Raw genomic sequence first — 23,848 nt, 5'->3', positions numbered from 1 at the left:
AGAAGGGACCGACAAGTAGCGGAGCGGATTGGAGCGACAAGCCCGACAAGTAGCGGAGCGGATTGGAGCGACAAGCCCGACAAGTAGCGGAATCCACGCGCCTGGCAGCATCAACGATATGTCCGCCGAGAAGTTGCATGTCCACCGCTACGGCCCTGCCGAGGCGCCCCAGGTACTACTGATCCACGGATTGACCGGGCACGGGCAGCGCTGGAAGACGTTGGCCGAGCAACATCTACCCGACGTGGCGGTGCTGGCCCCCGATCTACTCGGACACGGGCGCTCATCATGGGCGGCGCCTTGGACGCTGGATGCCAATGTCGAGGCCCTGGCCTCGCTGCTGGACCGTCCGACCCTGGTGGCGGGACATTCGTTCGGTGGTGCCGTGGCCCTCAATCTTGCTGCGGCCCATCCCGATCTGGTCAGCGGACTGGTGCTGTTGGATCCGGCCGTCCATCTCGACGGTGAGTGGATGCGCGAGATCGCCGAGGCCATGATGGCCTCGCCCGACTATCCCGACCGCGCCGAGGCGAGGGCCGAGAAAGCCAACGGCTCGTGGGGCGACGTGGCGCCGGAGGAGCTGGAGCGCGATATCGACGAGCACCTTGTCGAACTGCCGGGTGGACGCTATGGGTGGCGCATCAGTATCCCGGCCATGTTGTCGTACTGGAGTGAGTTGGCTCGTCCGGTCGCCCTGCCGCGCCCAGGCACTCCGACCGTTCTGGTTCGCGCCACCCGCACCAACCCGGCCTATGCGCGCGAGGAGCTCATCGGTGAACTGCGTGCGCACCTGGGTTCGGATTTCCGCCTGCTGGACTGGGATTGCGATCACATGGTGGCCCACGCCATGCCGGTCGAGACGGCGAAACTGATCCGCGAGCAGCTGGACTGACATGGCGGCGGTCACCGAGGAACAGGTGGAAGCCGTGCGCGCGCTGGTGGCGGCGATCCCGCCGGCCCGCGTGTGCACCTATGGCGACATCGCCGACGCCGCAGCGCTTTCCAGTCCCCGGATCGTCGGCTGGATCATGCGGACCGATTCCTCGGACCTGCCCTGGCACCGGGTGATCCTGGCCTCGGGGCGGCCCGCCCCGCATTTGGCCGGCCGCCAACTGGAACGGCTACGAGCCGAAGGAGTGCTGGCGGTCGACGGCCGCGTACGCCTCGCCGAGTACCGCCACCAGTTCTGACCGCGAGCAGTCGCAAACCTGCACATTTCCGCGCGGAAATGTGCAGGTTTGTGTCTGTTCGCGGGGAACAGGACCTACAGGATCAGCCGGACCAGCGAGGCCGTGCGCGCCAGACCCGGGAACGCCGCCGCGGTGGACCTCGGGTGCAGGGCATGTACGGCCAACCGGAACATCAAGGCCCGCAACAGCATCTGGGGCCACTCCGGCAGCGATTGCCACCGTTCGATCAACCCGTCGTCGGCGTCGCCCCACGACAGCGCGTCGACCACCACCACACCGGCGGCCCAGGGGGCCGGACGCCAGTACGGGGTGATGTCGGTGATGCCCGGCGCGGCTGTGCCCGCGAAAAGCACTGTGCCGTAGAGATCCCCGTGCACGAGCTGGCTGGCGCTCTTCGTCGGCCGACGCAGACCGGCCAGCTGGTTGATCAGCTCCACCGAGCGTTGACCGTCGGACGATCCGGGTGAGACCCGGGCGCCCGGCGGCAACGAGTGCAGCGGCCGGTCCTCCCAGGCCGCGCGGTCCGCGGCGATGAAGACGTCGACATCGGCCCAGGGCGCCACCGGCGGTTGAGTCAGGAAGCGTGGTCGCTCCAGCTTGGTGGTGGCCTCGTGCAATCGCACTGCGGCCGACACCACTTCGTCATGACGCGGTTCGGGCGTGCCCGCCACGAAAGTGTCGGCCCGCCAGCCGGCGACCACGTACCGACCGTCCGTCGAGCGGACCGGGCGAGCCAGCCGCACCCCGTCGACGAACAACGTTTCGCGAACCTTGGCCGACCACGCCGCACGGGCGTGCTCGGGCACCATCGACATCACCACTTCGCCGCAGCGCCAGCCACCCTCCCAGCTCGAGCCGAGCGGTACCGGGCGCACCCCGGACAGGCCGAACGCCGCCAGCACATGTTCCGGCGGCGGTTCCACACTCACCACCTCAGCCTAAGGTGTTGACCGGCTAACCAGCCGTCAGTACATGACCATGTCGGGTTCGAGTTGCTTGGCCCAGGCCACAATGCCGCCCTGAAGATGCACCGCGTCGGAAAAACCGGCCTGCTTGACGATGGCGAGCACCTCGGCCGAACGTATCCCGGTCTTGCAGTACAGGACCGGCGTCCGGTCCACCGGCAGCTTGGCCAAGGCATCGCCCGATTCGAACGTCGGCTTCGGGATCAACTCGGCGCCCGCGATGTGATTGATGTCCCACTCCACCGGCTCGCGGACATCGATCAGCGCCAGCGGCTTGCCGGAGTCGATGAGTTCCTTGAGCTCCAGCGGCGTGATCGTCGATCCGGCGGCGGCTTCGGCGGCCGCGTCGGAGACGACGCCACAGAACGCCTCGTAATCGATCAGCTCGGTGATCTTCGGCGTGGCCGGATCCTTGCGGATGCGGATCGTCCGGTACGTCATGTCCAACGCGTCGTACACCATCAGCCGACCGAGCAGCGGGTCGCCGATACCGGTGATGAGCTTGATCGCCTCGGTGCCCATCACCGACGCGATCGAGGCACACAGGATGCCCAGCACGCCGCCCTCGGCACAGGAGGGCACCATGCCCGGTGGCGGCGGCTCGGGATAGAGGTCGCGGTAGTTCAGGCCCTGCTTGTTTCCCTCGGGCCCGTCCGGCGCGTCCTCCCAGAACACCGACACCTGGCCTTCGAACCGGTAGATCGAACCCCACACATAGGGCTTGCCGGCCAGCACCGCGGCGTCGTTCACCAGATAACGGGTGGCGAAGTTGTCGGTGCCGTCGAGGATCAGGTCGTACTGGCTGAACAGTTCCACCGCGTTGTCGGGTTCCAATCGGAACTCGTGCAGGTTCACCGTCACCAACGGGTTGATCTCCAGGATCGAATCCTTGGCGCTCTGCGCCTTGGACCGGCCGATGTCGGACTGACCGTGGATGATCTGGCGCTGCAGGTTGGACTCGTCGACCACGTCGAACTCGACGATGCCGAGCGTGCCCACCCCGGCGGCAGCCAGGTACAACAAGGTCGGCGAACCGAGACCACCGGCCCCGATCACCAGCACCTTGGCGTTCTTCAGCCGCTTCTGACCGATCACGCCGACGTCCGGGATGATCAGATGCCGGCTGTAGCGCGTCACCTCTTCACGGGTCAGCTCGGCGGCCGGCTCGACCAACGGCGGTAACGACACGTCCAAATTCGCGGACACCGCATGTCTCCTCAGTTTTTAGATCAGTTCATCGTCCCAGCTGCTCGTACCCACAACGGTAATCCGGTGTAGATGCTTCCCGCCGCCGGGCCCACCGGGACCGCGCGCGCAACGCCTCGGGTATGCACCATGCGGCGCGGGTCCCTGCCAAGGGGGGCGGCTCAGGCGATCGGGTACGGCCAGGGATTGAACCGGCAGGTCAGACCGTCCGCCTTGACGGTTTCCGGGTCGAACTTGGCGGCATCGTCATTCGAAGTGGAGAACGTCTGCTGCATCATGATCGGCGCCAGCTGCCCGTCGCGCTCGCACGCCTCGTGGCGCTGATAGCCGATGGCGTGACCAACCTCATGGTTGATCAGGTACTGCCGATAGGAGCCGATGTCGCCCTGGAAGGGCACCGCGCCGCGAACCCACCGGGCCTCGTTGACGAACACCCGGGGCTGATGGCCGTCGAACGACGGGTTGTAGCAGGAAGCCTCCAACTGGATGTCGTATCCGCAGCCCTCCCGCACCGTCATCGGGGACGTCAGCGACACGCGGAAATCAGGGTCGACGCCGCTGCTCTCGTCCACCCGAGTGAAGGCGAACAGCCCGTTGTGGGTCCAGCTCTTCGGATTGGCCAGGGTCTCACTGACCATCCGGGCGAATCCGTCGTCACCACCGAACGATGCGGTGTCCACCCCGTCCTCGACCTCGACGGTGTAGGTGAACGACTTCGTGGTGCCCGCACCGACCTTGGGCGTGGTGCCCGGCACGATCCGCCAGGTCCGGTTACCCGCCTCGGTGAACGGGCCGCCCGCAGGCAGGATCCCCGTGGGGAGGTTGGCGTCGAACTGCGTCAGGCCCTTGGGGGGCGCGCCGATGATCGAGGTGCTGGAAACATCGATGGTCGGCGGACCCTGCACGGGGCCCTCGTCGTCCTGCGCGGTCGGCGTGGCGCTCGTACCGGTGATCGTCTGGTAGATCACCACCACGGTCAGCACGATGAGCACCGGTAACGCATACGCACGCCACCCGTAGGTGGACACGAAGCGGCCGATCCACGTTTGCTTACGCCACTGCTGGTGGTCGTCCCGGTTGGATCTGGCGCGTCCTGAGTCCGCGGCAATCGGATCTCGCTGTGCGCGCAGCGGCTCTCGCCACTCGTTGCGCAGCGCCGGGACACGGCCACCCCCGCGACGTCCCGGGTCGTAGGTCACCGGACCAGAATGGCACAGACTGCTGTGGAGCGGCCCGGGGCGCAGTAATGCCGTGACCACGCTGGTGTCATTTCGAAACCCGCGCCCGTTTCGCGGGCGCCCGCACGACGGATGTGAGGCGCAACGGTAGTAGTGTCGGTTCGATCAGCGGCTCGGATGAACATGTTCAAGTGCGCCAGAGCAATACAGATTGAGGACCTGATGAGCGATCTCGCCAACACCGCCGAGAGGAGAGGTGACAAGCCCGCGAACGGCGGTGGTCGTCGCGGGAACCGCCTGCCTCGTGACGAGCGGCGCGGCCAGCTGTTGGCCTCGGCGAGCGAGGTGTTCGTCGAACGTGGCTACCACGCTGCGGGCATGGACGAGATCGCCGACCGTGCAGGCGTGAGCAAACCTGTGCTTTACCAACATTTTTCGTCGAAGCTCGAGCTGTATCTGGCGGTCTTGCAACGCCACGTCGACAATCTGGTGTCTGGAGTGCGCCAGGCCCTGCGCACCACGACAGACAACCGTCAGCGGTTGCGCGCGGCGGTGGAGGCGTTCTTCGATTTCATCGAACACGACAGCCAGGGCTACCGGCTGATCTTCGAGAATGACTATGTCAGCGAACCGCAGGTGGCCGCGCAGGTGAAGGTCGCCACCGAGGCGTGCACCGATGCGGTCTTCGACCTGATCAGCCGCGATTCCGGACTGGAGGCACACCGCGCGAGGATGATCGCGGTCGGACTGGTGGCCATCAGCGTCGACTCCGCGCGCTACTGGCTGACCAATGACCGGCCGATCGACCGGAATACCGCGGTGGACGGCACGGTGCAGTTCGCCTGGGGCGGACTGTCACACGTGCCTCTCACCCGGTCGTAGCACTCAGGCGGATTCCGCCCCCACACCGAAACCGACCCGACGCACATCGGCGGCGCCGATCTCGACGTAGGCGATCCGGCTGTTCTGCACGAGGAAACGCCGACCCTTCTCATCGGTCAACGCCAGCACACCCGAATCCTTGGCGAGCGCCTCGGTGACCTGCTGCTCCACCTCGCTGGGTGTCTGCGCGCTGTTGAAGGTCAGCTCGCGCGGGCTGTCCGTGACACCGATCTTGACCTCCACGCTGGGCCCTTCTTTCTTTCTCACGTCGCTTGTCGACTTCCCTGAGCAGGCTAGTGGACGGCAGCGGACCGGCGCCGTGAGCGGGGCACCGCCGGGCTACGCCGTGCGCGAAACGCAGATACCGAACCGAGTCCGGACCGTGACCGACACACGCGGCACAGCGCCTCATCTGTCACTTCTGCCTCGATAGCATCAGGGCCGATATTGGACGAGACGACTGGGACAGCCTCATGACCAGGCATTATTCGCCGTATGACACCACGCCGACCGAGCGCGTCGGGGATCACCCGTACGAGCCGAGCGGATACGCGGGCTACCGGCCCGACTACCAGAGCGACTACCCGAGCAGCTACACCGCTGACCGCAGCGCCGGGCGCGGCGGCACGGATCACGGCACCGACTACGCCGCGGAGTACGACGCGGACTACGACGCCGAGTACGACGACGAGGTCACCTTCTACGAGGAACCACTGGACCGGCGCTGGATCTGGGTGGCTGCAGTGGCCGGGGTGGTGCTCGTGGTGGCGGTGGTCTGCACCTCGGTGATCCTCGGCGGAGGCGACAGCGGTTCCGTCTCGGCGAGCCTGACCCCGTCGGCCGCTCCGACGCAGACCACCGCACCGGCGCAGGACGCCACCACCAAGCCGGCGCCCCCGCGCGCGGCACCCACCGCGCCGTTGTCACCGGAGACCGTGACCACGGTGACCCCGACGCCCAGCGCAACCGTGGCACCGGCTCCCGTGGCGCCGCCGGTCGAGGCGGCCCCGCCCGCGGGCATCGCCACGCCGAACGCCATCACCTACCGGGTGACCGGGAACCGGCAGCTCATCGACCTCGTGACAATCGTCTACACCGACGAGCAGGGGGCCCTGCAGACCGACATCAACGTCGCGCTGCCGTGGGCCAAGACCGTGGTGCTCAATCCGGGGGTGCAGCTCAAGTCGGTGACCGCGACCAGCGTCGCGGGTCAGCTCAACTGCTCGATCACCGACGCATCGGGCACAGTGCTGGTCCAGCAGGCCAACAACACGATGATCACCACCTGCACGCAATAAGCAGCAGGCAGGAAGGACTGGGTCTGGCGGGTATTACGCCAGGCCCAGTTCCTGCATCCGGGACTGGTGGGTGTTCTGCAACCGGTCGAAGAACTCCGCCAGCTGGGTCAGACCTTCACCGCTCGACATCACCAGGTCGACGAGTTCGTCGTGATCGGCCAGTACGTACTGTGCCTGGGTGACCGCCTCGCCGAGCAGCCGCCGCGCCCACAACGCCAACCGGTGCCGCTGCCGATCGCTGGCCGTCACCGCCGCCCGTACCTCGGCCACGACGAACTGAGAATGCCCCGTTTCGGCGAGCACCGCGCGCACCACCGCGGACACCTCTTGAGGCAACGCGTCGGCGATCTCCAGATAGAAATCCGCCGCCAGCGCGTCACCGATGTAGGTCTTGACCAACGCCTCCAGCCAGGTACTCGGAGTGGTCATCCGGTGGTAGTTCTCCAACACCGAGGCGTACTTCGTCATCGCGGGGACGACGTCAACTCCCCTGCGCTCCAACGCATCCCGCAACAACTCGTAGTGGCCCATCTCGGCGGCGGCCATGCTCGCCATGTTGATCCGGCCCCGCAGATTGGGAGCCATCCGCGCCTCGTCGGTGAGCCGGTAGAACGCGGCGACCTCGCCGTAGGCCAGCACCGCGAACAACTCGTTGACGCCGGGGTGATCCGCCGTCACGCCCGAATCGACCGGTTCGACGATCTGTTGCGCGGCAGACTGAGGCGAATTCATGACGCCAACTCTAGACGTGACCGGGACCCCACGAGCAGCTGGCAAATGGGCCCAGCTCGCGCGACCAGCTACAATGGCAAATGGTAACGGCTTCGAGCCGACTGTTTCAGCGCCTGAACCGCTACCAGGAAATGTGCGTGCACGCAGTTGGCCCGCCCTGTGGAGCTGGGCCCAGCGGATCGGCAGCGCCGACGGATACGGAAGGTATCCCGGGCGAACCCGACCGTTTCACCGTCAAACTCCGTGTGCGCTGGATGCCCATGAGGTTTGACAGTGAAAGGCCACCTCTACCAACCATGACGCATGTAAATAAAACGTTTGCCGAACTCGGTGTCCGCGACGAAATCGTCCGCGCACTCAGCGAAACCGGTATTCAACACCCCTTTGCCATCCAAGAGCTGACCCTGCCGCTGGCCCTGGCCGGTGACGACCTGATCGGTCAGGCCCGCACCGGTATGGGCAAGACCTATGCATTCGGCGTCCCGCTCCTGCACCGGGTCTCCAGCGACGAGTCCCGCCCGCTCAACGGCACGCCGCGCGCACTGATCGTGGTGCCCACCCGTGAGCTGTGCCTGCAGGTCTATGATGATCTCGCCGGCGCCTCGAAATACCTCACCGCCGGTGACCGCAAGTTCTCCGTCACCTCCATTTACGGCGGCCGACCCTACGAGCCCCAGATCGAGGCCCTGCGCAAGGGCGTCGACGTCGTCGTGGGCACCCCGGGCCGGCTGCTCGACCTGGCCCAGCAGGGCCACCTGCAGCTGGGCGGGCTGTCGGTTCTGGTGCTCGACGAGGCCGACGAGATGCTGGACCTCGGCTTCCTCCCGGACATCGAGCGCATCCTGCGGCTGACCCCCGACGACCGGCAGTCGATGCTGTTCTCGGCCACCATGCCCGACCCGATCATCACGCTGGCTCGCACGTTCATGAACCAGCCCACCCACATCCGGGCCGAGGCCCCGCACTCGGCGGCCACCCACGACACCACCGAGCAGTTCGTCTACCGGGCCCACGCCCTGGACAAGTCGGAGTTGGTCAGCCGGATCCTGCAGGCCGAAGGCCGCGGCGCAACGATGATCTTCACCCGCACCAAGCGCACCGCGCAGAAGGTGTCCGACGAGCTCGCCGAGCGCGGGTTCAAGGTCGGCGCCGTGCACGGCGACCTCGGACAGGGCGCCCGCGAGAAGGCCCTGAAGTCGTTCCGCACGGGAGCCGTCGACGTGCTGGTCGCCACCGATGTGGCCGCCCGCGGTATTGATATCGACGACGTCACGCACGTCATCAACTACCAGTGCCCCGAAGACGAGCAGGCATACGTGCACCGCATCGGGCGCACGGGTCGCGCCGGCAAGACCGGCGTCGCCATCACCCTGGTCGACTGGGACGAGCTGAGCCGCTGGGAAACGATCGACAAGGCGCTCGAGCTCGGCTGCCCTGATCCTGCCGAAACTTATTCCAGCTCACCGCATATCTACGAAGAGCTGAACATCCCGGCAGACGTGACCGGCACCATCGGGGCACCGCCTAAGGTCGCCGCAAAACGCAGCAGCGACGAAAAGCGCATCTCCTCGGCCGATTCGACAGACCGACCGGCCAAGACCAAGACCCGCACCCGTCGGCGTACCCGCGGCGGACAATCGGTCAGCGGACACCCCGAGGGCACCGCGGCACCGGCCGACTCCGAGGCCGAGCCGGTGAGCGAATCGGAAGACACCGCCGGTGAGGCAACGCACACCGCGCGTCGCCGCCGTCGGCGTCGCCCCCGGAAGACCGAGACGGCAACGGCCGGCTGACCGCCAGACAAGACCGGTCAGTGGTCAAACCCGAACGCCGCACCCGCGGCGACATCGCTGCCGCACTGGCCATCGTCGCGATCGTCGCCGTGGCGGCCGGGCTGATCTGGTGGACCAGTGATGCCCGCGCCACCCTCAGTAGGCCCGCCGTCGAACCCGTGCCGTACCTGACCCCGGCCCGTGAGGTGCCGGCCGGTCTGCAACAGCTGTGGGTCACCGACAGCCCGAAAACCACCCAGCCCGTACTTGCCGGTGGATCGGTGGTGACCGGTGAGGGCTCCACTGTCGAGGGCCGCGACCCCGTGAGCGGGGCAGTGTTGTGGAGCTATGCCCGCGATCTCGAACTCTGCGGGGTCACCTCGGTGTACCAGTACGCGGTGGCGGTGTACCCGGACGTCCGCGGTTGCGGACAAGCCAGCACGGTCGACGGCAAGACCGGGCGACGGGGGCCCGCACGCACGGCCTACGCCGATCCCGAGGTACGACTGTCCACGGACGGAACGACCGTGCTCTCCGCCGGGGACAGTCGTCTGGAGTTGTGGCGGTCGGACATGGTCCGGATGCTCTCGTACGGCGCGCTGGACGCGCGCATCAAGCCCGACGTTCCGGCCTCCCCGGTGTGCCGGCAGCTGTCGGCGGCGGCGAGTTCGTCGGCGGTGTCAGTGCTCGAATCCTGCCCGAAGAGCAAATTCATCCGGCTCACGCTGCTGCGCCCCGCCGACGAAGAAGACACTCCCGAGGTGCGCTACGTCGATCTGCAGGACATCACCGACGAGTCCGGAGCCCAGGTGATCGCGGTGTCGGGCACGACGTCGGCGGTATACCTGCCGCTGCCCCGGCCGATGGTGAACGTCATCGACGAAACCGGGAAGACACTGGCCAGCCTGCCGCTGCCGAAGGCGCCCGCCGCGCAGTCGGCCGCCACCCGCGCCGGTGACCTGATCACCTGGTGGACGGGTGATTCCGTGCTCGTGTTCAGCACCACCGGAGGAAGCGGGCTGCAGTACAAGTTCACCGTGACGCCCACCGTGGACGAGGCCGGCCGTCATCTGCCCGTCGGGCCCGCCACGGTGATGGCCGGGCAACTGCTGGTGCCGGTCAACGACGGCTACGACGTCTTCGATCAGCAGACCGGGGCCGGGATACGTCACATCGCGCTGCCGCGCACGCCCAGCGTCGCGCCGGTGGTTCCGGCCGTGGCCGGAGACACGCTGCTCGAGCAGCGCGGGACACAACTGGTGGCGCTGGGCGCCGGATAGGCCCCGGCCCGAAGGTTCACCCGATGTCGATCACGATCACGGTGGTGTTGTCGCTGCCCCCGGCATCGTTGGCGACCTGAACCAGCCGCCACGCCGCATCCGCGGGTTCGACGCCGGTGCCGGCCGCGGCGACCACGTCCGCGTCCTCTGCACCGGCGAACAGCCCGTCGCTGCTGATCACCAGCCGGTCACCGGGACGGCAGTCGAGGTCGAACAGATCGGGCCGGATGACCGGGCCGATCCCCAGCGCCCGGGTCAGCAGATGACGGTGCGGGTGAAAGCGTGCCTCCTCGCGGGTGATCTCGCCGGTCCGGACCAACTCCCCCGACACACTGTGATCGTCGGTGAGCTGGTGCATCACCCCGTCACGGATGCGGTTCAACGGCGAGTCCCCGATGTTGATGACGACCGGTCCGCCCTGCTCGTCGGCGAAGAGCGCCACCAACGTCAGCGTGGCGCCCGAACTCGTCCCGGAGGCGCTGACATGCGCGTACACCTCATCGTTGGCCCGCTGCACGGCACCGGACAACCCGTCACGGTCCGGGGCCGCGGCGAACGCGGCGGCCAGCGTGTCCACGGCGATCCGGCTGGCGTGTTCACCTTCGGGGCCGAAACCGTCGGCCACCGCGTACAGAATGCCGTCGGCGAGCAACGAATCCTGGTTGCTCTCACGCACCGGGCCCTGATCGGTGGCCGTCGCCGCCCGCAACACCGAAACCATCGCCGCGACTACCCCACCTCAGGGGTGAAGGTGGGCAGCTTCTTGCCGGACTTCCAGTGTTTGAGCAGCGCCTGCGCCAACTCCCGGTAGGCCAGTCCGCCCTTGCTCTTACGGCCGGCCAACACCGAGCACCCCGACGCGCTCGCCTCGGCGAACCGCACCGTCCGCGGAATCGGCGGGGCCAACACCGGCAGCTGGTACCGGTCGGCGACGTCGAGCAGCACATCCCGGCTGTGGGTGGTGCGCGAGTCGTAGAGTGTCGGCAGCGCGCCCAGCAGCGTGAGCTCGGGATTGGTGATCTGCTGCACGTCAGCGATCGTGCGCAGGAACTGCCCCACGCCGCGATGGGCCAGCGTCTCGCACTGCAACGGCACGATCACCTCGTGGGCGGCCGTGAGGCCGTTGAGCGTCAGCACACCCAGCGACGGTGGGCAGTCGATGATCACCACGTCGAAATCGGATTCGACCTTGGCCAAGGCGCGTTTGAGCGCGTACTCCCGCCCGGCTCGCATCAACAGCATGGCTTCCGAACCGGCCAAATCGATGTTGGCCGGCAGCAGCGTCATCCCCTCGGCCGTCTCGACCAGGGCCGCCCCCGGTTCGACGTCGCCGAGCAGCACCTCATGTACGGATACCGGCAATTTGTCGGGGTCGTGACCCAATGAAAACGTCAGACAGCCTTGCGGATCCAGATCGACCAGCAGTACCCGTCGCCCCTGCTCGGCCATCGCCGCACCCAGCGACGCCACCGTCGTCGTCTTGGCTACCCCACCCTTTTGATTGGCGACCGCTAATACTCGAGTCACACCTTCATCCAAGCACGCTCTCGACGCCATTGCCGTGACGTGCGGCAGAATCGCCGGTGTGAGCGACCGCCTGCACCGCCTGATCCTGCTTCGCCACGGCGAAACCGAATGGTCGGCGACCGGTAGGCACACCGGACGCACCGAGTTGGAACTCACCGAAACCGGACGCGAGCAGGCCGCGCTGGCCCGTCCGGCGCTCGCCGAACTGCAATTGACCGAGCCGCTGGTGATCAGCAGCCCGCGGCGCCGCGCACTGGACACCGCCGAGCTGGCGGGGCTGCATGTCGACGAGGTCGACCCGGTGCTGTCGGAGTGGGATTACGGGGACTACGAGGGACTGACGACCGCGCAGATCCGCACACGCGTGCCCGACTGGCTGGTCTGGACCCATGGTTGCCCCGGCGGGGAGAACTCGGCCCAGGTCAGCGCCCGCGCCGACGAGGCTGTGGCCCTGGCCTTGGGGCATCTGCCCACCCGGGACGTGGTGTTCGTCGGGCACGGCCATTTCTCCCGCGCGATCTTGACCCGGTGGACGGAACTTCCGGTCACCGACGGCATCCGGGTGTCGATGGTGCCGGCGTCGCTTGCGGTCTGCGGTTTCGAGCACGGCGTGCGTCAGATCACCGCGCTGGGCCTGACCGGTCACCCCAACCCGTGTCTGTCGCAGTGAACCCGTCGTTCGTGTCGGCCGGGCCGAACGGCGCCGTGTTGGCCGAAGGCGTGCGCGCCGGATTCGCCGACATCGCCGACGCCCAGGCGGCGTTGCGTTCCGGAACACCAATCGTGTTGGGCGCCTTGCCGTTCAGCTCGTCGGCACCGGCCGCGCTGTACGAGCCCGAGAAGGTCCGGTTCACCGATGCGCTGCCGGACTGGCCGACCGAGGCACCTCCGGTCATCGTGGACCGCGAAACCCTGCCACCAGGTTCGGTGCACCGTGAGCGGGTGGCCGAGGCCATCCGGCGGTTGAAGGATCCGCAGGTACCGATCGACAAGGTGGTGCTGGCCCGCGCCCTGCGGCTCACCGCGGAGTCCCGCTGGGACGTGCGAAGTGTGTTGCGCAGGTTGGCTGATGCCGACCCGGCCGCCACCGTCTACCTGGCAGATCTGTCCCCGGCCGGGGCCGCGCACGCCGGCACCGTGCTGGTCGGCGCCAGCCCCGAGTTGCTGGTTGCCCGCGACGGCGAGAGGGTGATCTGCCGGCCGTTCGCCGGGTCGGCGCCGCGGTCGGCCGACCCTGCCGTCGACGCGACCAATGCGGCCGCACTGGCCGCCTCGGCGAAGAACCGCCACGAGCATCAACTCGTGGTCGACATGATGCGTCAGGCGCTGAATCCGTTGTGTGTGGATCTGCAGATCGCCGACGAACCAGAACTGCACGGTACCGACGCGTTGTGGCATCTGAGTACCCCGGTCGTGGGCCGACTTCGCGAAAAAAGCACCACCGCAATCGATCTGGCGCTGGTACTGCATCCGACCCCGGCGGTCGGCGGAGTACCTACCGACGCCGCGGCGGCGTTGATCGGCGAGCTGGAGGGTGACCGCGGTTTCTATGCGGGAGCCGTCGGTTGGTGCGACAGCAGTGGTGATGGACGCTGGGTGGTGTCGATCCGCTGCGCGGTGTTGTCCCCGGACCGACGCACGGCGCTGGCCAGCGCCGGCGGCGGTATCGTCGCCGAATCCGATCCCGACGACGAAGTCGACGAGACCACCACCAAATTCAAGACCATCCTGACCGGACTGGGGGCGACATGAGCGAGCTGATCCGGCGGGCGCGGCCGGGCGACGAAGTCGAGATCTGCGCGATGATCCGTGAACTGGCCGAGTTCGAGCGCGCCTCCGACGAGTGCACCGTGACCGAAAAGCAGATGCACACGGCGCTTTTCGGAGACCGACCGGTGGCCTATGCGCACCTTTTGGAGGTGGACGGCCAGGTCGCTGCGATGGCGGTGTGGTTCCTGAACTTCTCGACGTGGGACGGGGTCGCCGGGGTGTACCTGGAGGATCTGTATGTGCGTCCGGCCTTCCGCCGGCGAGGACTGGCCCGAAAGCTGTTGTCCACGTTGGCCGCCGAGTGCGTCCAGCACGGCTACAGCCGGCTCAGCTGGGCGGTGCTGAACTGGAACGTCAACGCGATCGCGCTGTACGACGCCGTCGGCGGCGAACCGCAGACCGAGTGGACCACCTACCGCGTCTCGGGCGCTGAGCTGACGGCGCTGGCCGACGAGACCCGCGGTGCCTAACTGCGCCGGGTGATCCAATCGACCGACGACGGGCTGAACAGCAGCCCCAGCGTCACCAGGGCGAGCAGTCCGACCAGGATGCCGTAGACCACGTGGTGCGAGGTGATCACGTACCAGGCCACCGGCAGTAGCAGCAGATTGGTCAGCACCGCGATGCCACGGCCCCAGCGTCGCGCCGTGATCAGCGCCCAGCCGCCGGCCAGCACACCACCACCGATGAGCAGAAACCAGATCGCGGTGCCGTATCCGGAGACGATGTGCTGATCAGCACCGGCCACCGCACGCACCAACAGCACGATGGCCATGATCAGCGCGGCCAGACCCTCGGCAGCGGTCAGAAAACCGGCGTAACGGATGGCGGGCGGTTGGATCACGACAGCCGCTCCGCGAGGTAGCGCACCGCGTATTCGTATCCGGCCGGGCCGGCTCCGGCGATCACCACCTGGGCGACGGCCGACACGTACGAGTGATGCCGGAACGGTTCGCGAGTGTGGATGTTGCTCAGATGCACCTCGACCACGGGCAGTTCGACGGCGCTGAGCGCGTCACGGATCGCCACCGAGGTGTGGCTGTAGGCCGCGGGGTTGATGATGATGCCGACGCAATCCTCGCGGGCCGCGTGGATGGCGTCGACCATCGCACCCTCGTGGTTGCTCTGCACCGCACGGACCTCGAACCCGAACCCGGCGGCGGTCTCGGCCACCTGCTGCTCGATCTGAGCCAGCGTGGTGGACCCGTAGATCTCGGGTTGCCGGGTGCCGAGCAGGTTGAGGTTCGGCCCGTTGACGAGCAGTAATCGCGGCTTCACAGGGCGGTCGGTCACCTTCAGTACGGTACCGGCGCCGGGGTCCGGGCAGGCAACACGCGCGGCCTGCGACACTGGCGGCGTGTCGAGCGACAATCCCTGCCCGTGCGGCACCGGCCTGGCCTATGCCGAATGTTGCGGCCCGCTGCACGCCGGCACCCCGGCCCCCACGGCCGTCGCGCTCATGCGGTCCCGGTTCAGCGCGTTCGCCGTCGCTGACTCCGCTTATTTGTTGACGTCCTGGCATCCCGACACCCGTCCGACCGGGTTGGACCTCGACGAGACCATCACCTGGCGCCGGCTGCAGATCGTCGACACGGAGTCAGGAGGCGAAGATGACACCGTCGGCGTGGTCGAGTTCCGCGCCCAGTACGTGCACCACGGAAAGCGGCATATCCTGCACGAACGCAGCCGGTTCGAGCGCGTCGGGGGGCGGTGGCGCTATCTGGACGGCGACATTCGCGAATAACGGCCGTACACCTTGCCCGGTTAGGCTCATGCCCCGTGCGTGCCGTGCTGATCGTCAACCCGAACGCCACCTCGACCACCCCGGCCGGTCGTGACCTGCTGGCCCACGCGTTGGAAAGCCGGGTGACGCTGACCGTCGAACACACCAATCACCGAGGCCACGCCATCGAGATCGGCCGGGACGCGGCGCGTGACGGCGTGGACGTGCTGATCGTGCATGGCGGCGACGGCACGGTGAACGAGGTGGTCAACGGAGTGTTGGGCGACTGCGGAACCCGCCCTGACGCCGCTCTGGCGCCCGCGGTGGCCGTGGTGCCCGGCGGTTCGGCCAACGTCTTCGCCCGGGCCCTGGGTATCAGTCCCGACCCCATCGAGGCCACCAACCAACTCGTCGACCTGCTCGGCGGCTACCGGTTGGGCCGGCCGTGGCGCCGCATCGGCTTGATGGACTGCGGCGAGCGTTGGGGCGTGTTCACCGCGGGCATGGGCGTCGACGGCGACGTGGTGGCCGCCGTGGAGGCTCAACGCGCCAAAGGGCGCAAGGTGACCGCCTCGCGATACATCCGGGTTGCCGTGCGGGAATTCCTGGCCAGCGTGCGCAAGGACCCGACCCTGACGGTGCGGCTGCCGGGCGCCGATCCTGTGACCGGGGTGCACTTCGCATTCGTGTCGAACTCCAGTCCGTGGACCTACGCAAACAGCCGCCCGGTGTGGACCAACCCCGACACCACGTTCGACAGCGGTCTGGGAGTGTTCGCCACGACGAGCATGAACATCTGGGCGAATCTGCGCCTGGTGCGGCAGATGGTGGCCCGTAATCCGCGCCTGTCGGCCAAGCATCTGATCCGCGACGACGACGTGTCATCGGTCACCGTGACGAGTGACACGCCTGTCGCCTGCCAGATCGACGGGGATTACATCGGCCCGCGTGAAATCATGACCTTCACGTCGGTCCCGGAGGCCTTGAGCGTCGTCGCACCGCCGATTAAAATTGATTGACCTGCGCAAACACACCACATATGGTGGAATTAGGGCGCAGCTGAATCTGAGTGTAGTACACAGGAGTGAGGGGTCCAGGAACCGGCCCCGGCAGTGACGTTGCCCACGTGTTAACTCAACACTATTGACATCTGTTCAGGCTGTGAAAGCATCAATGCAACAGTGCAGAAACATTCGTGTGCACGCGTTAACAGCCGAAGAAAATCTGGTGCGCTTCGCCGCGCACACATACATGTCTAACGAGGAGTTTGATCTTATGGATTGGCGCCACAAGGCCGTCTGTCGCGACGAAGATCCGGAGCTGTTCTTCCCCGTGGGAAACAGTGGCCCGGCGCTCGCGCAGATCGCTGATGCCAAGCTGGTCTGCAACCGCTGTCCGGTGACCACCGAGTGCCTCACCTGGGCCTTGGACTCCGGCCAGGACGCCGGCGTCTGGGGTGGAATGAGCGAGGACGAGCGCCGCGCCCTCAAGCGCCGCAACGCCCGCACCAAGGCCCGCACCGGAGTCTGATTCACCAGACCTCGACGCAAAGCTATGGCCCTGACGAAAGTCGGGGCCATAGCTTATTTTTGTGGCTTTAATCGACAGCAAATTGCGTAATTGTCGTCACATTTCCCATTACGTCGCACGCCATTCCTTCAGTGGTACTGATGTCCCACTGTGCGGGTGCTGTGAATGGGGCCGGCGCCGCTGAACATGGATCTCATCGGTTGTCGTCTTCCCAGAGGTTTCGGCGGGGTATCCGATGTGCCCGCCTTCGAGCGACAATCGAGCGACTATCGCCTCACAAGAAACTCTGGTCTCTGAAATCTCATTGTCACCGGCCGGTTTCGACACTCCTGCCTCTCTCGCCCCATGTGCCTCATCCGTCCAGTGCCCGGCTATCAGCGACTCTGTCGCTCATAGCTGCAACCCAAAATCTGTGGCAGATGAGGCCATTGGGGTCTGAGGTACAGAAGTATTGAGCCGCAGTGTGACCAACGGTGCCAAAGGGGCTGAAGCGGCGATTGTCGCTGACAAGTCGCTGATAAGCGGGCAGGACGTCACATCGGTTGGTCAGGACATCACATTGGTTGGGCAGGACGTCACTTGGCAGAACGTCACATGGTCGGCACAACGGCACATGTCGGGCGGCGCGACAGCCCATCCGTGCGACACACCCGAGGCGTCACTGCACCCCACGGCTGCGCCGGCCGATCGGCACCCGCAACACCACGTCAGTTCCCCCTGAGGCGACATCGTGCATGCCCAACGACCCGTCCAGTTCCGCGGTAACCAGGGTGCGCACGATCTGTAAACCCAACCGGTCCGATTTCTCCAAACTGAAGCCGTCGGGCAGCCCGCACCCGTCATCGTGCACCACGACGTCGAGCCAGCGGGCCGATCGTTCCGCCCGGATCGTCACGCAGCCCTGCTGGGTCTTGACGTCGAAGGCGTGCTCGATGGCGTTCTGTACCAGTTCGGTGATCACCATGACCAGAGCGGTGGCCCGATCGGCATCGAGGACACCGAGAGCACCCTCACGGTTGATCCGGATCGGAGTGTCCACCGAGGCGACGTCGTTCATGATCGGCAGGATCCGGTCGATCACCTCGTCGAGGTTGACCTCCTCGTCGACCGACATGGACAAGGCGTCGTGCACGAGCGCGATCGAGGACACCCGCCGGACCGATTCGATCAAGGCCTCGCGGGCCTCCACGTTGTTGGTCCGGCGCGCCTGCAGCCGCAGCAGGGCCGCCACGGTCTGCAGGTTGTTCTTCACCCGGTGATGGATCTCGCGGATGGTGGCGTCCTTGCTCAGCAAGGCGCGGTCACGGCGTTTGACCTCGGTGACGTCGCGGATCAGGACCGCGGCGCCGGCCGCGGCGCCGTGCACGACCAGCGGCAGCGTCCGCACCAACACCGCCGCACCACCCGCGTCGACCTCCATCCGCATGCTCGAGCCGCCGGCCAGCGAGTCCCGCACGTGATTGGCCAATTCCTGGGCCTCGAACGGGTCTGAGATCAACGGACGGGTGACGGTGACAAGGTTGTGCCCGTCGAGCTCAGAAGCCAGGCCCATGCGGTGATAGGCCGAGATCGCGTTGGGACTGGCGAACACCACATCACCCACCTCGTCGAGGCGGATGAACCCATCGCCCGCGCGCGGGCTGGAACGTGACATCGCCAGGTCGCCGACATTGGGGAAAGTGCCTTCGGACAACATCTGCAACAGATCACTGGCACAGTCCAGATAGGCACCTTCGAGCGGGCTGGCCATCGGCCGCGCGGACAGTGCGGTCTGGTGCGTCAGCACCGCGACCACCTGGTCGCGGTGCCGCACCGGCACCGCTTCCACGTTCAGACCGGGCAGATCTGGCGAATGCCGTTGGGTCCCACCGCTTCCCCGACCGATCACACCTGACTCGAAGGCCGTGGTGACGACGGGGAGATCGGCGGCGCCGGCCAAGGTGCCGACCGAATCGGCGAGCAGCACGGTGGGCGCGGTGTTGGGCCGCACCTGCGCGACGCAGACCAGCACACCGTCGTCGCGGCGCACCCACATCAGGTAATCGGCGAAAGACAGGTCGGCCAACAGTTGCCACTCCCCGACCACCGCATGCAAGTGGTCCACGGCGCTGCCGGGCAGCACCGTGTGCTCGGCGAGAAGGTCACCGAGGGTGGACATCAGTCAACGTCCTCCGGCACGAGGAACCTCAGCGTCCCGAACGTCAGTCGATCACCGCGATGAGATCGCCGGCCTGGATCACGTCGCCCTCCGCGACGTTGACCTTGGTGACCGTGCCCGCCACCTCGGCGAGCACCGGAATCTCCATCTTCATCGACTCGAGCAGCACCAGGGTGTCCCCCGCGCCGATCTGATCGCCCTCGTGAACCACGACCTCGAGCACACTGGCCACGATTTCTGCGCGAACGTCCTCGGCCATCTTCACCCCACTTCCGGCTGCTAACCCGACTACTTCTGCGGCCTATATCGAACCACAACCCCGGGTGGACAACGCTGCCCCCGGGCCATGAGACACTAGGGAGCAAGCTCTTACACCATCTGGAGGAACATCATGGCCAAGCGTGGCCGCAAGAAGCGGGACCGCAAGCACTCGAAGGCGAACCACGGCAAGCGTCCCAACGCCGGTTCGAAGTCAGTGCGCTAGCCGCTTCGGCAGACTGTGACCGCCCGACTCCCCTTCGGAGATCGGGCGGTTTGTCGTCGGGCCAGGCGGGCTGAGCGCCTGGTCAGCCCCGAATGATCGTGGTCTGGCTGATCTGGATACGGAGCCGCTCGCGCAGCCCCTCCGGTGCCTTCTCACCGCTGCACTTGTTCGCGATGAGCTTCTTGACGCGCTCCTCGACCCCGTAGTGACGCAGGCAGGCCGGGCATTCTTCGAGGTGGTGCTTGAGCTTGTCCCGGCTTTCGGCCGTGCACTCGCCGTCGAGCAAAGTCCATACCTCGGCGATCACCGCGGCGCAGTCCGGATGCTCGGGATCGACGGGCCCGATCGGCGGCGTCCAGCGCTCGTCGTCGAGATTCGACTCGCGGCTGTCACTCATGAGGAGACCTCCTCCGGCTCACCAAGTTGCTGACCTCGGATGAAGCCACGATCCCTGGCCACGTCGGCCAACAGGTCGCGCAACTGCTTGCGCCCGCGGTGCAGACGGGACATCACCGTCCCGATCGGAGTATCCATGATCTCGGCGATCTCCTTGTAGGGGAAGCCCTCGACGTCGGCGTAATACACCGCCATCCGGAACTCCTCGGGCAGCGCCTGCAGCGCCGCCTTGATCTCGGTATCCGGCAGCGCTTCGAGTGCCTCGACCTCGGCCGAACGCAGCCCGGTCGACGAATGTTCGGCGTTGGCGGCCAGCTGCCAGTCCGTGATCTCGTCGGTGGGATATTCGGCCGGCTGCCGCTGCTTCTTGCGGTAGCTGTTGATGTAAGTGTTGGTCAGAATGCGGTACAGCCACGCCTTGAGGTTGGTGCCCTCTCGGAACGACCGGAACCCGGCATAGGCCTTGACCATCGTCTCCTGCAGCAGGTCCTCGGCATCAGCGGGGTTGCGGGTCATGCGGAGTGCGCCACCGTAAAGCTGGTCCAGCAGCGGGATGGCATCGCGCTCGAAGCGCGCGGTCAGTTCGGCATCGGTCTCGGGGGGAGGCTGCGGCGCGTCAGGCTCGGCCTGCTCGACGTCAGTCATCGTGGGAAACACCTTCCCTTCTGTTGCGGCGCCACCAATGGGTCCGGAATACCACCAGGTATTCGCCGGCCGTTCCAGGCATACGGTTGGCACCAGAATCCTCCTCATGATCCTAGAGCGTGCTACCGACAAGTAGCGCTGAGCAGGTGTCGACAGCAATAACAGCACGTAGTGGCCGCTGTGTTCCCGTCGTCCCCGGCTACCCTGGCCCGATGGCACGCGCAGCTACGCCGGCGATCGCCGCCCTGATCACCGCGGGCATCGACCATCGCGTCGTGCAGTACCGGCATGATCCACGCAATGACTCCTTCGGCGCCGAGGCGGTCGCCGAACTGGCCGCGGACGGATTCGTCGCCGAGCAGGTGTTCAAGACTTTGATCATCGCCCTGCCCACGGGACTGGGCGTGGCGGTGCTACCGGTGCCGACCAAACTGTCGCTCAAGGCGGCGGCCGCGGCGCTGGGAGTACCGAAGGCCGAGATGGCCGACCCGGTGGCGGCGCAACGCTCCACCGGTTACGTGGTGGGCGGGATCTCGCCGCTGGGGCAGCGCAAGCAGCTGCCCACGGTCGTCGACGCCTCGGCGCTGCAATTCGACACGGTGTTGTGCAGCGCCGGAAAGCGGGGCTGGGACATCGCGCTGGGCCCCGCCGACCTGATCCGGGCCATCGGCGCGGTGGCCGCCGAGATCGCCGTCTGAACATCGGCGCCACGGCATGTCGCAATCGGAAATGTGCCGGTGTCCGGATCCGTGATTTACATCACCGCAGGCACCGGATTGCATGGACCCGACAGAAAGGCGGGTGCCATGACGATCAGCGTGGCCGAGCGCGCGGAACTGGCCGCCGCGGTTTCGGAATTACTGCACGACGAATGCACTGAGCAGGATGTGCGGCGGGTGATGGGCAGCGATGACGGCTTCGACCGTGGACTCTGGCAAAAGCTCGCCGCCCAGGGCGTGACGGGACTGCTGGTCGATGGTGAGTACGGCGGTGTCGGCCTGGGCGCCCTCGAGCTCGAGGCCGTCGCCGAGGCGACCGGCGCCGCGTTGCTACCCGCACCGTTCTTGTCCAGCGCGGTGTTGACGTCGGCGCTGATCGGCGCGGCCGGCACAGAGGACGACAAGAGCCGGCTGTTGCCGGGCCTGGTCGACGGCACCTCGATCGGGACGGTTGCGGTGACCGGCTCCCGCGGCACCTGGGCGCCGGAGGGCGTCGCGGTACGCGCTTGCGCGGAATCCGACGGGGTCTACGCGTTGACCGGCACGGCGCACTATGTCCTCCACGGTCAGGTTGCCGATCTGATCTTGGTCGTGGCCCGCACCAACGGAACCTTTGGCGTTTTCCAGATCGAGACCGACGCCGAAGGCTTCGAGCGCATGGCCGCAACGGTTTTCGACCCGACGGTGCCGCTGTCGACCTACACGTTCGACGCCACCCCGGCCCGTCGCCTCGGAACTGCGGGATGGGAGGCGGTGCAGCCGGCGCTGGACCTCGCGGTGATCGCACTGGCCGGCGAACAGGTCGGCGGGACCCGGCGAATCTTCGAGATCACCGTGGAGTACCTCAAGACCCGGATTCAGTTCGGCCGGCCCATCGGCAGCTTCCAGGCCCTCAAGCACATGGCCGCCGACCTGTTGTTGCAGGTGGAATCGGCCACCTCCGCCGCCCAGCACGCCGCGGCCGAATACGACGCGGCCAGCGAAAAATCCAGCGGGGCAATCGGTCTGGCCGGATTCACCTGCGCCGATGCGTACCACACGACCGCCATGTCGGCGGTCCAGATGCATGGCGGAATCGCGTTCACCTGGGAGCACCCGGCCCACCTGTTCCTGCGCCGGGCCCGCACCGGCCTGCAATTGCTCGGCGGCTCGGGGCTGCACCGCGAGCGCTACCTCTCCTCGAAAGGCGCATGACGATGACCGCCAACGAACTGCCCAGCACTGATGAGCTGCGCGCCGAGGTGCGTGACTGGCTCACCCAGAACTGGACCGGGCTGCCGAAATCGACCAATCCGTGGGTCAGTTCGCCCGAACGGGTGGCGTGGCTACGGAAGGTTCTCGACGCGGGATATGCAGTGCCGACCTACCCCACCGAATGGTTCGGACGGGACTACCCGAACAAGCTCGCGGCAGTCATCGAGCAGGAATTCCGCGCGGTCAAAGCGCCGGGCGCACGACAGGACAAGTACAGCATCCCAGCCAACACCGCGCTCAAGTTCGGCACCGACCAGCTCAAGAACGACCTGGTGCGCGACTTCCTCACCGAACGCATCCGCACCTGCCTGCTCTACAGCGAACCCGGCGCCGGTTCCGATCTGGCCGCCGTGCGCACCAGCGCGGTCCGCGACGGCGAGGAGTGGGTGGTCAACGGCCAGAAGGTGTGGACGTCTGGTGCCACCACTGCCGAATACGCGCTGCTGATCGCGCGCACCGACTGGGACGTGCCCAAGCACAAGGGCCTGAGCTTCTTCATGATTCCCATGCGCCAGCCGGGCATTGAGGTTCGCCCCCTGGTGCAGATCACCGGCGAGTCCCACTTCAATGAGGTGTTCATCACCGACGCGCGGGTGCCCGACGCCTATCTGCTCGGTGGAGAAGGCAACGGATGGCGGGTGCTGCAGACCGCGCTGGCCTACGAGCGGTCACTCATGGGCGACGCGGGACGCGGTTCACGAAACCGCACCCGCGCCGACGATCTCATCGGTCTGGCCCGTGATCACGGCCGCCTCGACGATCCGGCGGTGCGCAAAGAACTGGCGGACGTGCTGGCGTTGCGTGAGCTCAACTCGCTCAACAATGCCCGCGCGAAAGCCGCCGCCGCACAGGGCACGTCGAGCTCGATCATGTCTCTGGGCAAGCTGGCGATGTCGAACATCCTGCACTCCGAGGCCCGCCTGAAGACCGAGATCATCGGTGCCGAAGCACTTCTGGCCGGCCCGGAAAACCCCGAGTCCGACGACATCAACTTCCTTGCCCTCAATGCGTTCTTCACCTCGATCGGTGGTGGCACCGACCAGATCCAGCGCAACATCATCGGTGAGCGCGTGCTGGGGCTGGCCAAGGAACCCGAGGTCGATCGCGACATTCCGTTCCGCCAGGCTCGGCGGAGCTGA

General features: G+C 66.7%; 29 protein-coding genes. 16 read left to right on the top strand and 13 right to left on the bottom strand.

What is annotated here, in order from left to right:
* Nucleotides 1–118 precede the first annotated feature (118 nt).
* Together A5740_RS04105 and A5740_RS04100 are read left to right on the top strand one after the other, a co-directional pair.
* Nucleotides 119–892: an alpha/beta fold hydrolase gene (locus tag A5740_RS04105; RefSeq protein WP_076191696.1), complete on the top strand. Its 774-nt coding sequence runs from the start codon at nt 119–121 to the stop codon at nt 890–892.
* Nucleotide 893: 1 nt separating this feature from the next.
* Nucleotides 894–1,190, top strand: a complete 297-nt coding sequence (locus A5740_RS04100; protein WP_076191694.1) for an MGMT family protein — start codon at nt 894–896, stop codon at nt 1,188–1,190.
* A gap of 74 nt (nt 1,191–1,264) precedes the next feature.
* Here A5740_RS04100 and A5740_RS04095 read toward each other — a convergent pair whose 3' ends face one another.
* The 3 genes from A5740_RS04095 to A5740_RS04085 form a co-directional block, all read right to left on the bottom strand.
* On the bottom strand, nt 1,265–2,119 hold the full coding sequence (locus A5740_RS04095) for a TIGR02569 family protein (protein ID WP_076191798.1): 855 nt from the start codon (nt 2,117–2,119) through the stop codon (nt 1,265–1,267).
* A gap of 36 nt (nt 2,120–2,155) precedes the next feature.
* Complete coding sequence (gene moeZ, locus A5740_RS04090) at nt 2,156–3,349, bottom strand: adenylyltransferase/sulfurtransferase MoeZ (protein WP_139334926.1); 1,194 nt, start codon at nt 3,347–3,349, stop codon at nt 2,156–2,158.
* 173 nt (nt 3,350–3,522) lie between these two features.
* Nucleotides 3,523–4,560 carry a DUF3152 domain-containing protein gene (locus A5740_RS04085; RefSeq protein ID WP_076191693.1) on the bottom strand — a complete coding sequence of 346 codons (1,038 nt, stop codon included), beginning with the start codon at nt 4,558–4,560 and terminating at the stop codon, nt 3,523–3,525.
* A 201-nt stretch (nt 4,561–4,761) separates the two neighbouring features.
* Between A5740_RS04085 and A5740_RS04080 the strand changes: the two genes are divergently transcribed.
* Nucleotides 4,762–5,421 carry a TetR/AcrR family transcriptional regulator gene (locus A5740_RS04080; RefSeq protein ID WP_076191794.1) on the top strand — a complete coding sequence of 220 codons (660 nt, stop codon included), beginning with the start codon at nt 4,762–4,764 and terminating at the stop codon, nt 5,419–5,421.
* Nucleotides 5,422–5,424: 3 nt separating this feature from the next.
* On the opposite strand, the gene A5740_RS04075 is transcribed toward A5740_RS04080, so the two are convergent.
* Nucleotides 5,425–5,664 (bottom strand): DUF3107 domain-containing protein, encoded by a 240-nt coding sequence (locus A5740_RS04075; protein ID WP_066903408.1) that lies wholly within the window; start codon nt 5,662–5,664, stop codon nt 5,425–5,427.
* A gap of 230 nt (nt 5,665–5,894) precedes the next feature.
* On the opposite strand from A5740_RS04075, the gene A5740_RS04070 reads away from it, so the two are divergent.
* The gene (locus A5740_RS04070; RefSeq protein ID WP_076191691.1) at nt 5,895–6,719 is read left to right on the top strand and encodes a hypothetical protein; all 825 of its coding nucleotides are present in this window, start codon (nt 5,895–5,897) and stop codon (nt 6,717–6,719) included.
* A 33-nt stretch (nt 6,720–6,752) separates the two neighbouring features.
* Here the strand turns inward: A5740_RS04070 and A5740_RS04065 are convergent, their stop codons facing one another.
* Nucleotides 6,753–7,451: a ferritin-like fold-containing protein gene (locus tag A5740_RS04065; protein WP_076191689.1), complete on the bottom strand. Its 699-nt coding sequence runs from the start codon at nt 7,449–7,451 to the stop codon at nt 6,753–6,755.
* Between the two features lie 296 nt (nt 7,452–7,747).
* On the opposite strand from A5740_RS04065, the gene A5740_RS04060 reads away from it, so the two are divergent.
* Nucleotides 7,748–9,244, top strand: a complete 1,497-nt coding sequence (locus tag A5740_RS04060; RefSeq protein WP_076191688.1) for a DEAD/DEAH box helicase — start codon at nt 7,748–7,750, stop codon at nt 9,242–9,244.
* A 20-nt stretch (nt 9,245–9,264) separates the two neighbouring features.
* Nucleotides 9,265–10,503: a hypothetical protein gene (locus A5740_RS04055; protein ID WP_076191686.1), complete on the top strand. Its 1,239-nt coding sequence runs from the start codon at nt 9,265–9,267 to the stop codon at nt 10,501–10,503.
* 16 nt (nt 10,504–10,519) lie between these two features.
* On the opposite strand, the gene A5740_RS04050 is transcribed toward A5740_RS04055, so the two are convergent.
* Both A5740_RS04050 and A5740_RS04045 read right to left on the bottom strand, forming a co-directional pair.
* Nucleotides 10,520–11,224, bottom strand: coding sequence for a PP2C family serine/threonine-protein phosphatase (locus A5740_RS04050; protein ID WP_076191685.1), 705 nt, complete (start codon nt 11,222–11,224; stop codon nt 10,520–10,522).
* 8 nt (nt 11,225–11,232) lie between these two features.
* Entirely contained in the window at nt 11,233–12,060 is an 828-nt protein-coding gene (locus A5740_RS04045; RefSeq protein WP_076191683.1) for a ParA family protein, read from the bottom strand.
* A 28-nt stretch (nt 12,061–12,088) separates the two neighbouring features.
* On the opposite strand from A5740_RS04045, the gene A5740_RS04040 reads away from it, so the two are divergent.
* The 3 genes from A5740_RS04040 to A5740_RS04030 are packed head-to-tail and all read left to right on the top strand — an operon-like array spanning nt 12,089 to nt 14,270.
* The gene (locus tag A5740_RS04040) at nt 12,089–12,700 is read left to right on the top strand and encodes an acid phosphatase (RefSeq protein ID WP_076191682.1); all 612 of its coding nucleotides are present in this window, start codon (nt 12,089–12,091) and stop codon (nt 12,698–12,700) included.
* Complete coding sequence (locus tag A5740_RS04035) at nt 12,685–13,782, top strand: isochorismate synthase MenF (RefSeq protein WP_254849068.1); 1,098 nt, start codon at nt 12,685–12,687, stop codon at nt 13,780–13,782. The genes A5740_RS04040 and A5740_RS04035 overlap by 16 nt, the downstream gene beginning before the upstream one ends.
* Nucleotides 13,779–14,270, top strand: a complete 492-nt coding sequence (locus tag A5740_RS04030) for a GNAT family N-acetyltransferase (RefSeq protein ID WP_076191678.1) — start codon at nt 13,779–13,781, stop codon at nt 14,268–14,270. The genes A5740_RS04035 and A5740_RS04030 overlap by 4 nt, the downstream gene beginning before the upstream one ends.
* Here the strand turns inward: A5740_RS04030 and A5740_RS04025 are convergent.
* On the bottom strand, nt 14,267–14,644 hold the full coding sequence (locus A5740_RS04025; RefSeq protein ID WP_076191677.1) for a hypothetical protein: 378 nt from the start codon (nt 14,642–14,644) through the stop codon (nt 14,267–14,269). The genes A5740_RS04030 and A5740_RS04025 overlap by 4 nt on opposite strands.
* Entirely contained in the window at nt 14,641–15,093 is a 453-nt protein-coding gene (aroQ, locus tag A5740_RS04020) for a type II 3-dehydroquinate dehydratase (protein ID WP_076191792.1), read from the bottom strand. The genes A5740_RS04025 and aroQ overlap by 4 nt, the downstream gene beginning before the upstream one ends.
* Before the next feature lie 64 nt (nt 15,094–15,157).
* Between aroQ and A5740_RS04015 the strand changes: the two genes are divergently transcribed.
* From A5740_RS04015 to whiB1, 3 genes are all read left to right on the top strand, one after another.
* Nucleotides 15,158–15,544, top strand: coding sequence for a YchJ family protein (locus tag A5740_RS04015; RefSeq protein WP_076191675.1), 387 nt, complete (start codon nt 15,158–15,160; stop codon nt 15,542–15,544).
* Nucleotides 15,545–15,579: 35 nt separating this feature from the next.
* Nucleotides 15,580–16,542 carry a diacylglycerol kinase family protein gene (locus A5740_RS04010; RefSeq protein WP_076191674.1) on the top strand — a complete coding sequence of 321 codons (963 nt, stop codon included), beginning with the start codon at nt 15,580–15,582 and terminating at the stop codon, nt 16,540–16,542.
* 256 nt (nt 16,543–16,798) lie between these two features.
* Nucleotides 16,799–17,053 (top strand): transcriptional regulator WhiB1, encoded by a 255-nt coding sequence (whiB1, locus tag A5740_RS04005; RefSeq protein ID WP_003882795.1) that lies wholly within the window; start codon nt 16,799–16,801, stop codon nt 17,051–17,053.
* A gap of 658 nt (nt 17,054–17,711) precedes the next feature.
* Here the strand turns inward: whiB1 and A5740_RS04000 are convergent.
* Both A5740_RS04000 and A5740_RS03995 read right to left on the bottom strand, forming a co-directional pair.
* Entirely contained in the window at nt 17,712–19,211 is a 1,500-nt protein-coding gene (locus A5740_RS04000) for a sensor histidine kinase (protein ID WP_076191672.1), read from the bottom strand.
* A gap of 43 nt (nt 19,212–19,254) precedes the next feature.
* Entirely contained in the window at nt 19,255–19,470 is a 216-nt protein-coding gene (locus tag A5740_RS03995) for a biotin/lipoyl-binding carrier protein (RefSeq protein WP_003882798.1), read from the bottom strand.
* Nucleotides 19,471–19,602: 132 nt separating this feature from the next.
* Here A5740_RS03995 and A5740_RS29370 point away from each other — a divergent pair, with 132 nt between their 5' ends.
* Nucleotides 19,603–19,695: a 50S ribosomal protein bL37 gene (locus A5740_RS29370; protein WP_003882799.1), complete on the top strand. Its 93-nt coding sequence runs from the start codon at nt 19,603–19,605 to the stop codon at nt 19,693–19,695.
* 82 nt (nt 19,696–19,777) lie between these two features.
* Here the strand turns inward: A5740_RS29370 and rsrA are convergent, their stop codons facing one another.
* A complete protein-coding gene (gene rsrA, locus A5740_RS03990) occupies nt 19,778–20,092 on the bottom strand; it encodes a mycothiol system anti-sigma-R factor (RefSeq protein WP_076191670.1) in 315 nt (104 codons plus the stop codon).
* A complete protein-coding gene (locus A5740_RS03985; protein WP_175616152.1) occupies nt 20,089–20,736 on the bottom strand; it encodes a sigma-70 family RNA polymerase sigma factor in 648 nt (215 codons plus the stop codon). The genes rsrA and A5740_RS03985 overlap by 4 nt, the downstream gene beginning before the upstream one ends.
* Before the next feature lie 212 nt (nt 20,737–20,948).
* Between A5740_RS03985 and A5740_RS03980 the strand changes: the two genes are divergently transcribed.
* The 3 genes from A5740_RS03980 (at nt 20,949) to A5740_RS03970 (ending at nt 23,848) form a co-directional block, all read left to right on the top strand.
* A complete protein-coding gene (locus tag A5740_RS03980) occupies nt 20,949–21,434 on the top strand; it encodes an aminoacyl-tRNA deacylase (RefSeq protein WP_076191667.1) in 486 nt (161 codons plus the stop codon).
* A gap of 108 nt (nt 21,435–21,542) precedes the next feature.
* The gene (locus A5740_RS03975) at nt 21,543–22,649 is read left to right on the top strand and encodes an acyl-CoA dehydrogenase family protein (RefSeq protein WP_076191791.1); all 1,107 of its coding nucleotides are present in this window, start codon (nt 21,543–21,545) and stop codon (nt 22,647–22,649) included.
* Nucleotides 22,650–22,651: 2 nt separating this feature from the next.
* Nucleotides 22,652–23,848: an acyl-CoA dehydrogenase family protein gene (locus A5740_RS03970; RefSeq protein WP_076191665.1), complete on the top strand. Its 1,197-nt coding sequence runs from the start codon at nt 22,652–22,654 to the stop codon at nt 23,846–23,848.

The organism is Mycobacterium sp. GA-1841, assembly GCF_001954135.1.
Lineage (GTDB): Bacteria > Actinomycetota > Actinomycetes > Mycobacteriales > Mycobacteriaceae > Mycobacterium.
Note: the sequence above shows the minus strand (reverse complement) of the source record. Positions and strands in the feature narration are given on the sequence as shown.

What these genes read in the sequence shown, in the direction of transcription:
- A5740_RS04105 (WP_076191696.1), top strand. Translation starts at nt 119, where the DNA reads ATGTCCGCCGAGAAGTTGCATGTCCACCGCTACGGCCCTGCCGAGGCG.
- A5740_RS04100 (WP_076191694.1), top strand. Translation starts at nt 894, where the DNA reads ATGGCGGCGGTCACCGAGGAACAGGTGGAAGCCGTGCGCGCGCTGGTG.
- A5740_RS04080 (WP_076191794.1), top strand. Translation starts at nt 4,762, where the DNA reads ATGAGCGATCTCGCCAACACCGCCGAGAGGAGAGGTGACAAGCCCGCG.
- A5740_RS04070 (WP_076191691.1), top strand. Translation starts at nt 5,895, where the DNA reads ATGACCAGGCATTATTCGCCGTATGACACCACGCCGACCGAGCGCGTC.
- A5740_RS04065 (WP_076191689.1), bottom strand. Translation starts at nt 7,451, where the DNA reads ATGAATTCGCCTCAGTCTGCCGCGCAACAGATCGTCGAACCGGTCGAT.
- A5740_RS04060 (WP_076191688.1), top strand. Translation starts at nt 7,748, where the DNA reads ATGACGCATGTAAATAAAACGTTTGCCGAACTCGGTGTCCGCGACGAA.
- A5740_RS04050 (WP_076191685.1), bottom strand. Translation starts at nt 11,224, where the DNA reads ATGGTTTCGGTGTTGCGGGCGGCGACGGCCACCGATCAGGGCCCGGTG.
- A5740_RS04045 (WP_076191683.1), bottom strand. Translation starts at nt 12,060, where the DNA reads ATGGCGTCGAGAGCGTGCTTGGATGAAGGTGTGACTCGAGTATTAGCG.
- A5740_RS04030 (WP_076191678.1), top strand. Translation starts at nt 13,779, where the DNA reads ATGAGCGAGCTGATCCGGCGGGCGCGGCCGGGCGACGAAGTCGAGATC.
- whiB1 (WP_003882795.1), top strand. Translation starts at nt 16,799, where the DNA reads ATGGATTGGCGCCACAAGGCCGTCTGTCGCGACGAAGATCCGGAGCTG.
- A5740_RS04000 (WP_076191672.1), bottom strand. Translation starts at nt 19,211, where the DNA reads ATGTCCACCCTCGGTGACCTTCTCGCCGAGCACACGGTGCTGCCCGGC.
- A5740_RS03995 (WP_003882798.1), bottom strand. Translation starts at nt 19,470, where the DNA reads ATGGCCGAGGACGTTCGCGCAGAAATCGTGGCCAGTGTGCTCGAGGTC.
- A5740_RS29370 (WP_003882799.1), top strand. Translation starts at nt 19,603, where the DNA reads ATGGCCAAGCGTGGCCGCAAGAAGCGGGACCGCAAGCACTCGAAGGCG.
- rsrA (WP_076191670.1), bottom strand. Translation starts at nt 20,092, where the DNA reads ATGAGTGACAGCCGCGAGTCGAATCTCGACGACGAGCGCTGGACGCCG.
- A5740_RS03985 (WP_175616152.1), bottom strand. Translation starts at nt 20,736, where the DNA reads ATGACTGACGTCGAGCAGGCCGAGCCTGACGCGCCGCAGCCTCCCCCC.
- A5740_RS03980 (WP_076191667.1), top strand. Translation starts at nt 20,949, where the DNA reads ATGGCACGCGCAGCTACGCCGGCGATCGCCGCCCTGATCACCGCGGGC.
- A5740_RS03975 (WP_076191791.1), top strand. Translation starts at nt 21,543, where the DNA reads ATGACGATCAGCGTGGCCGAGCGCGCGGAACTGGCCGCCGCGGTTTCG.
- A5740_RS03970 (WP_076191665.1), top strand. Translation starts at nt 22,652, where the DNA reads ATGACCGCCAACGAACTGCCCAGCACTGATGAGCTGCGCGCCGAGGTG.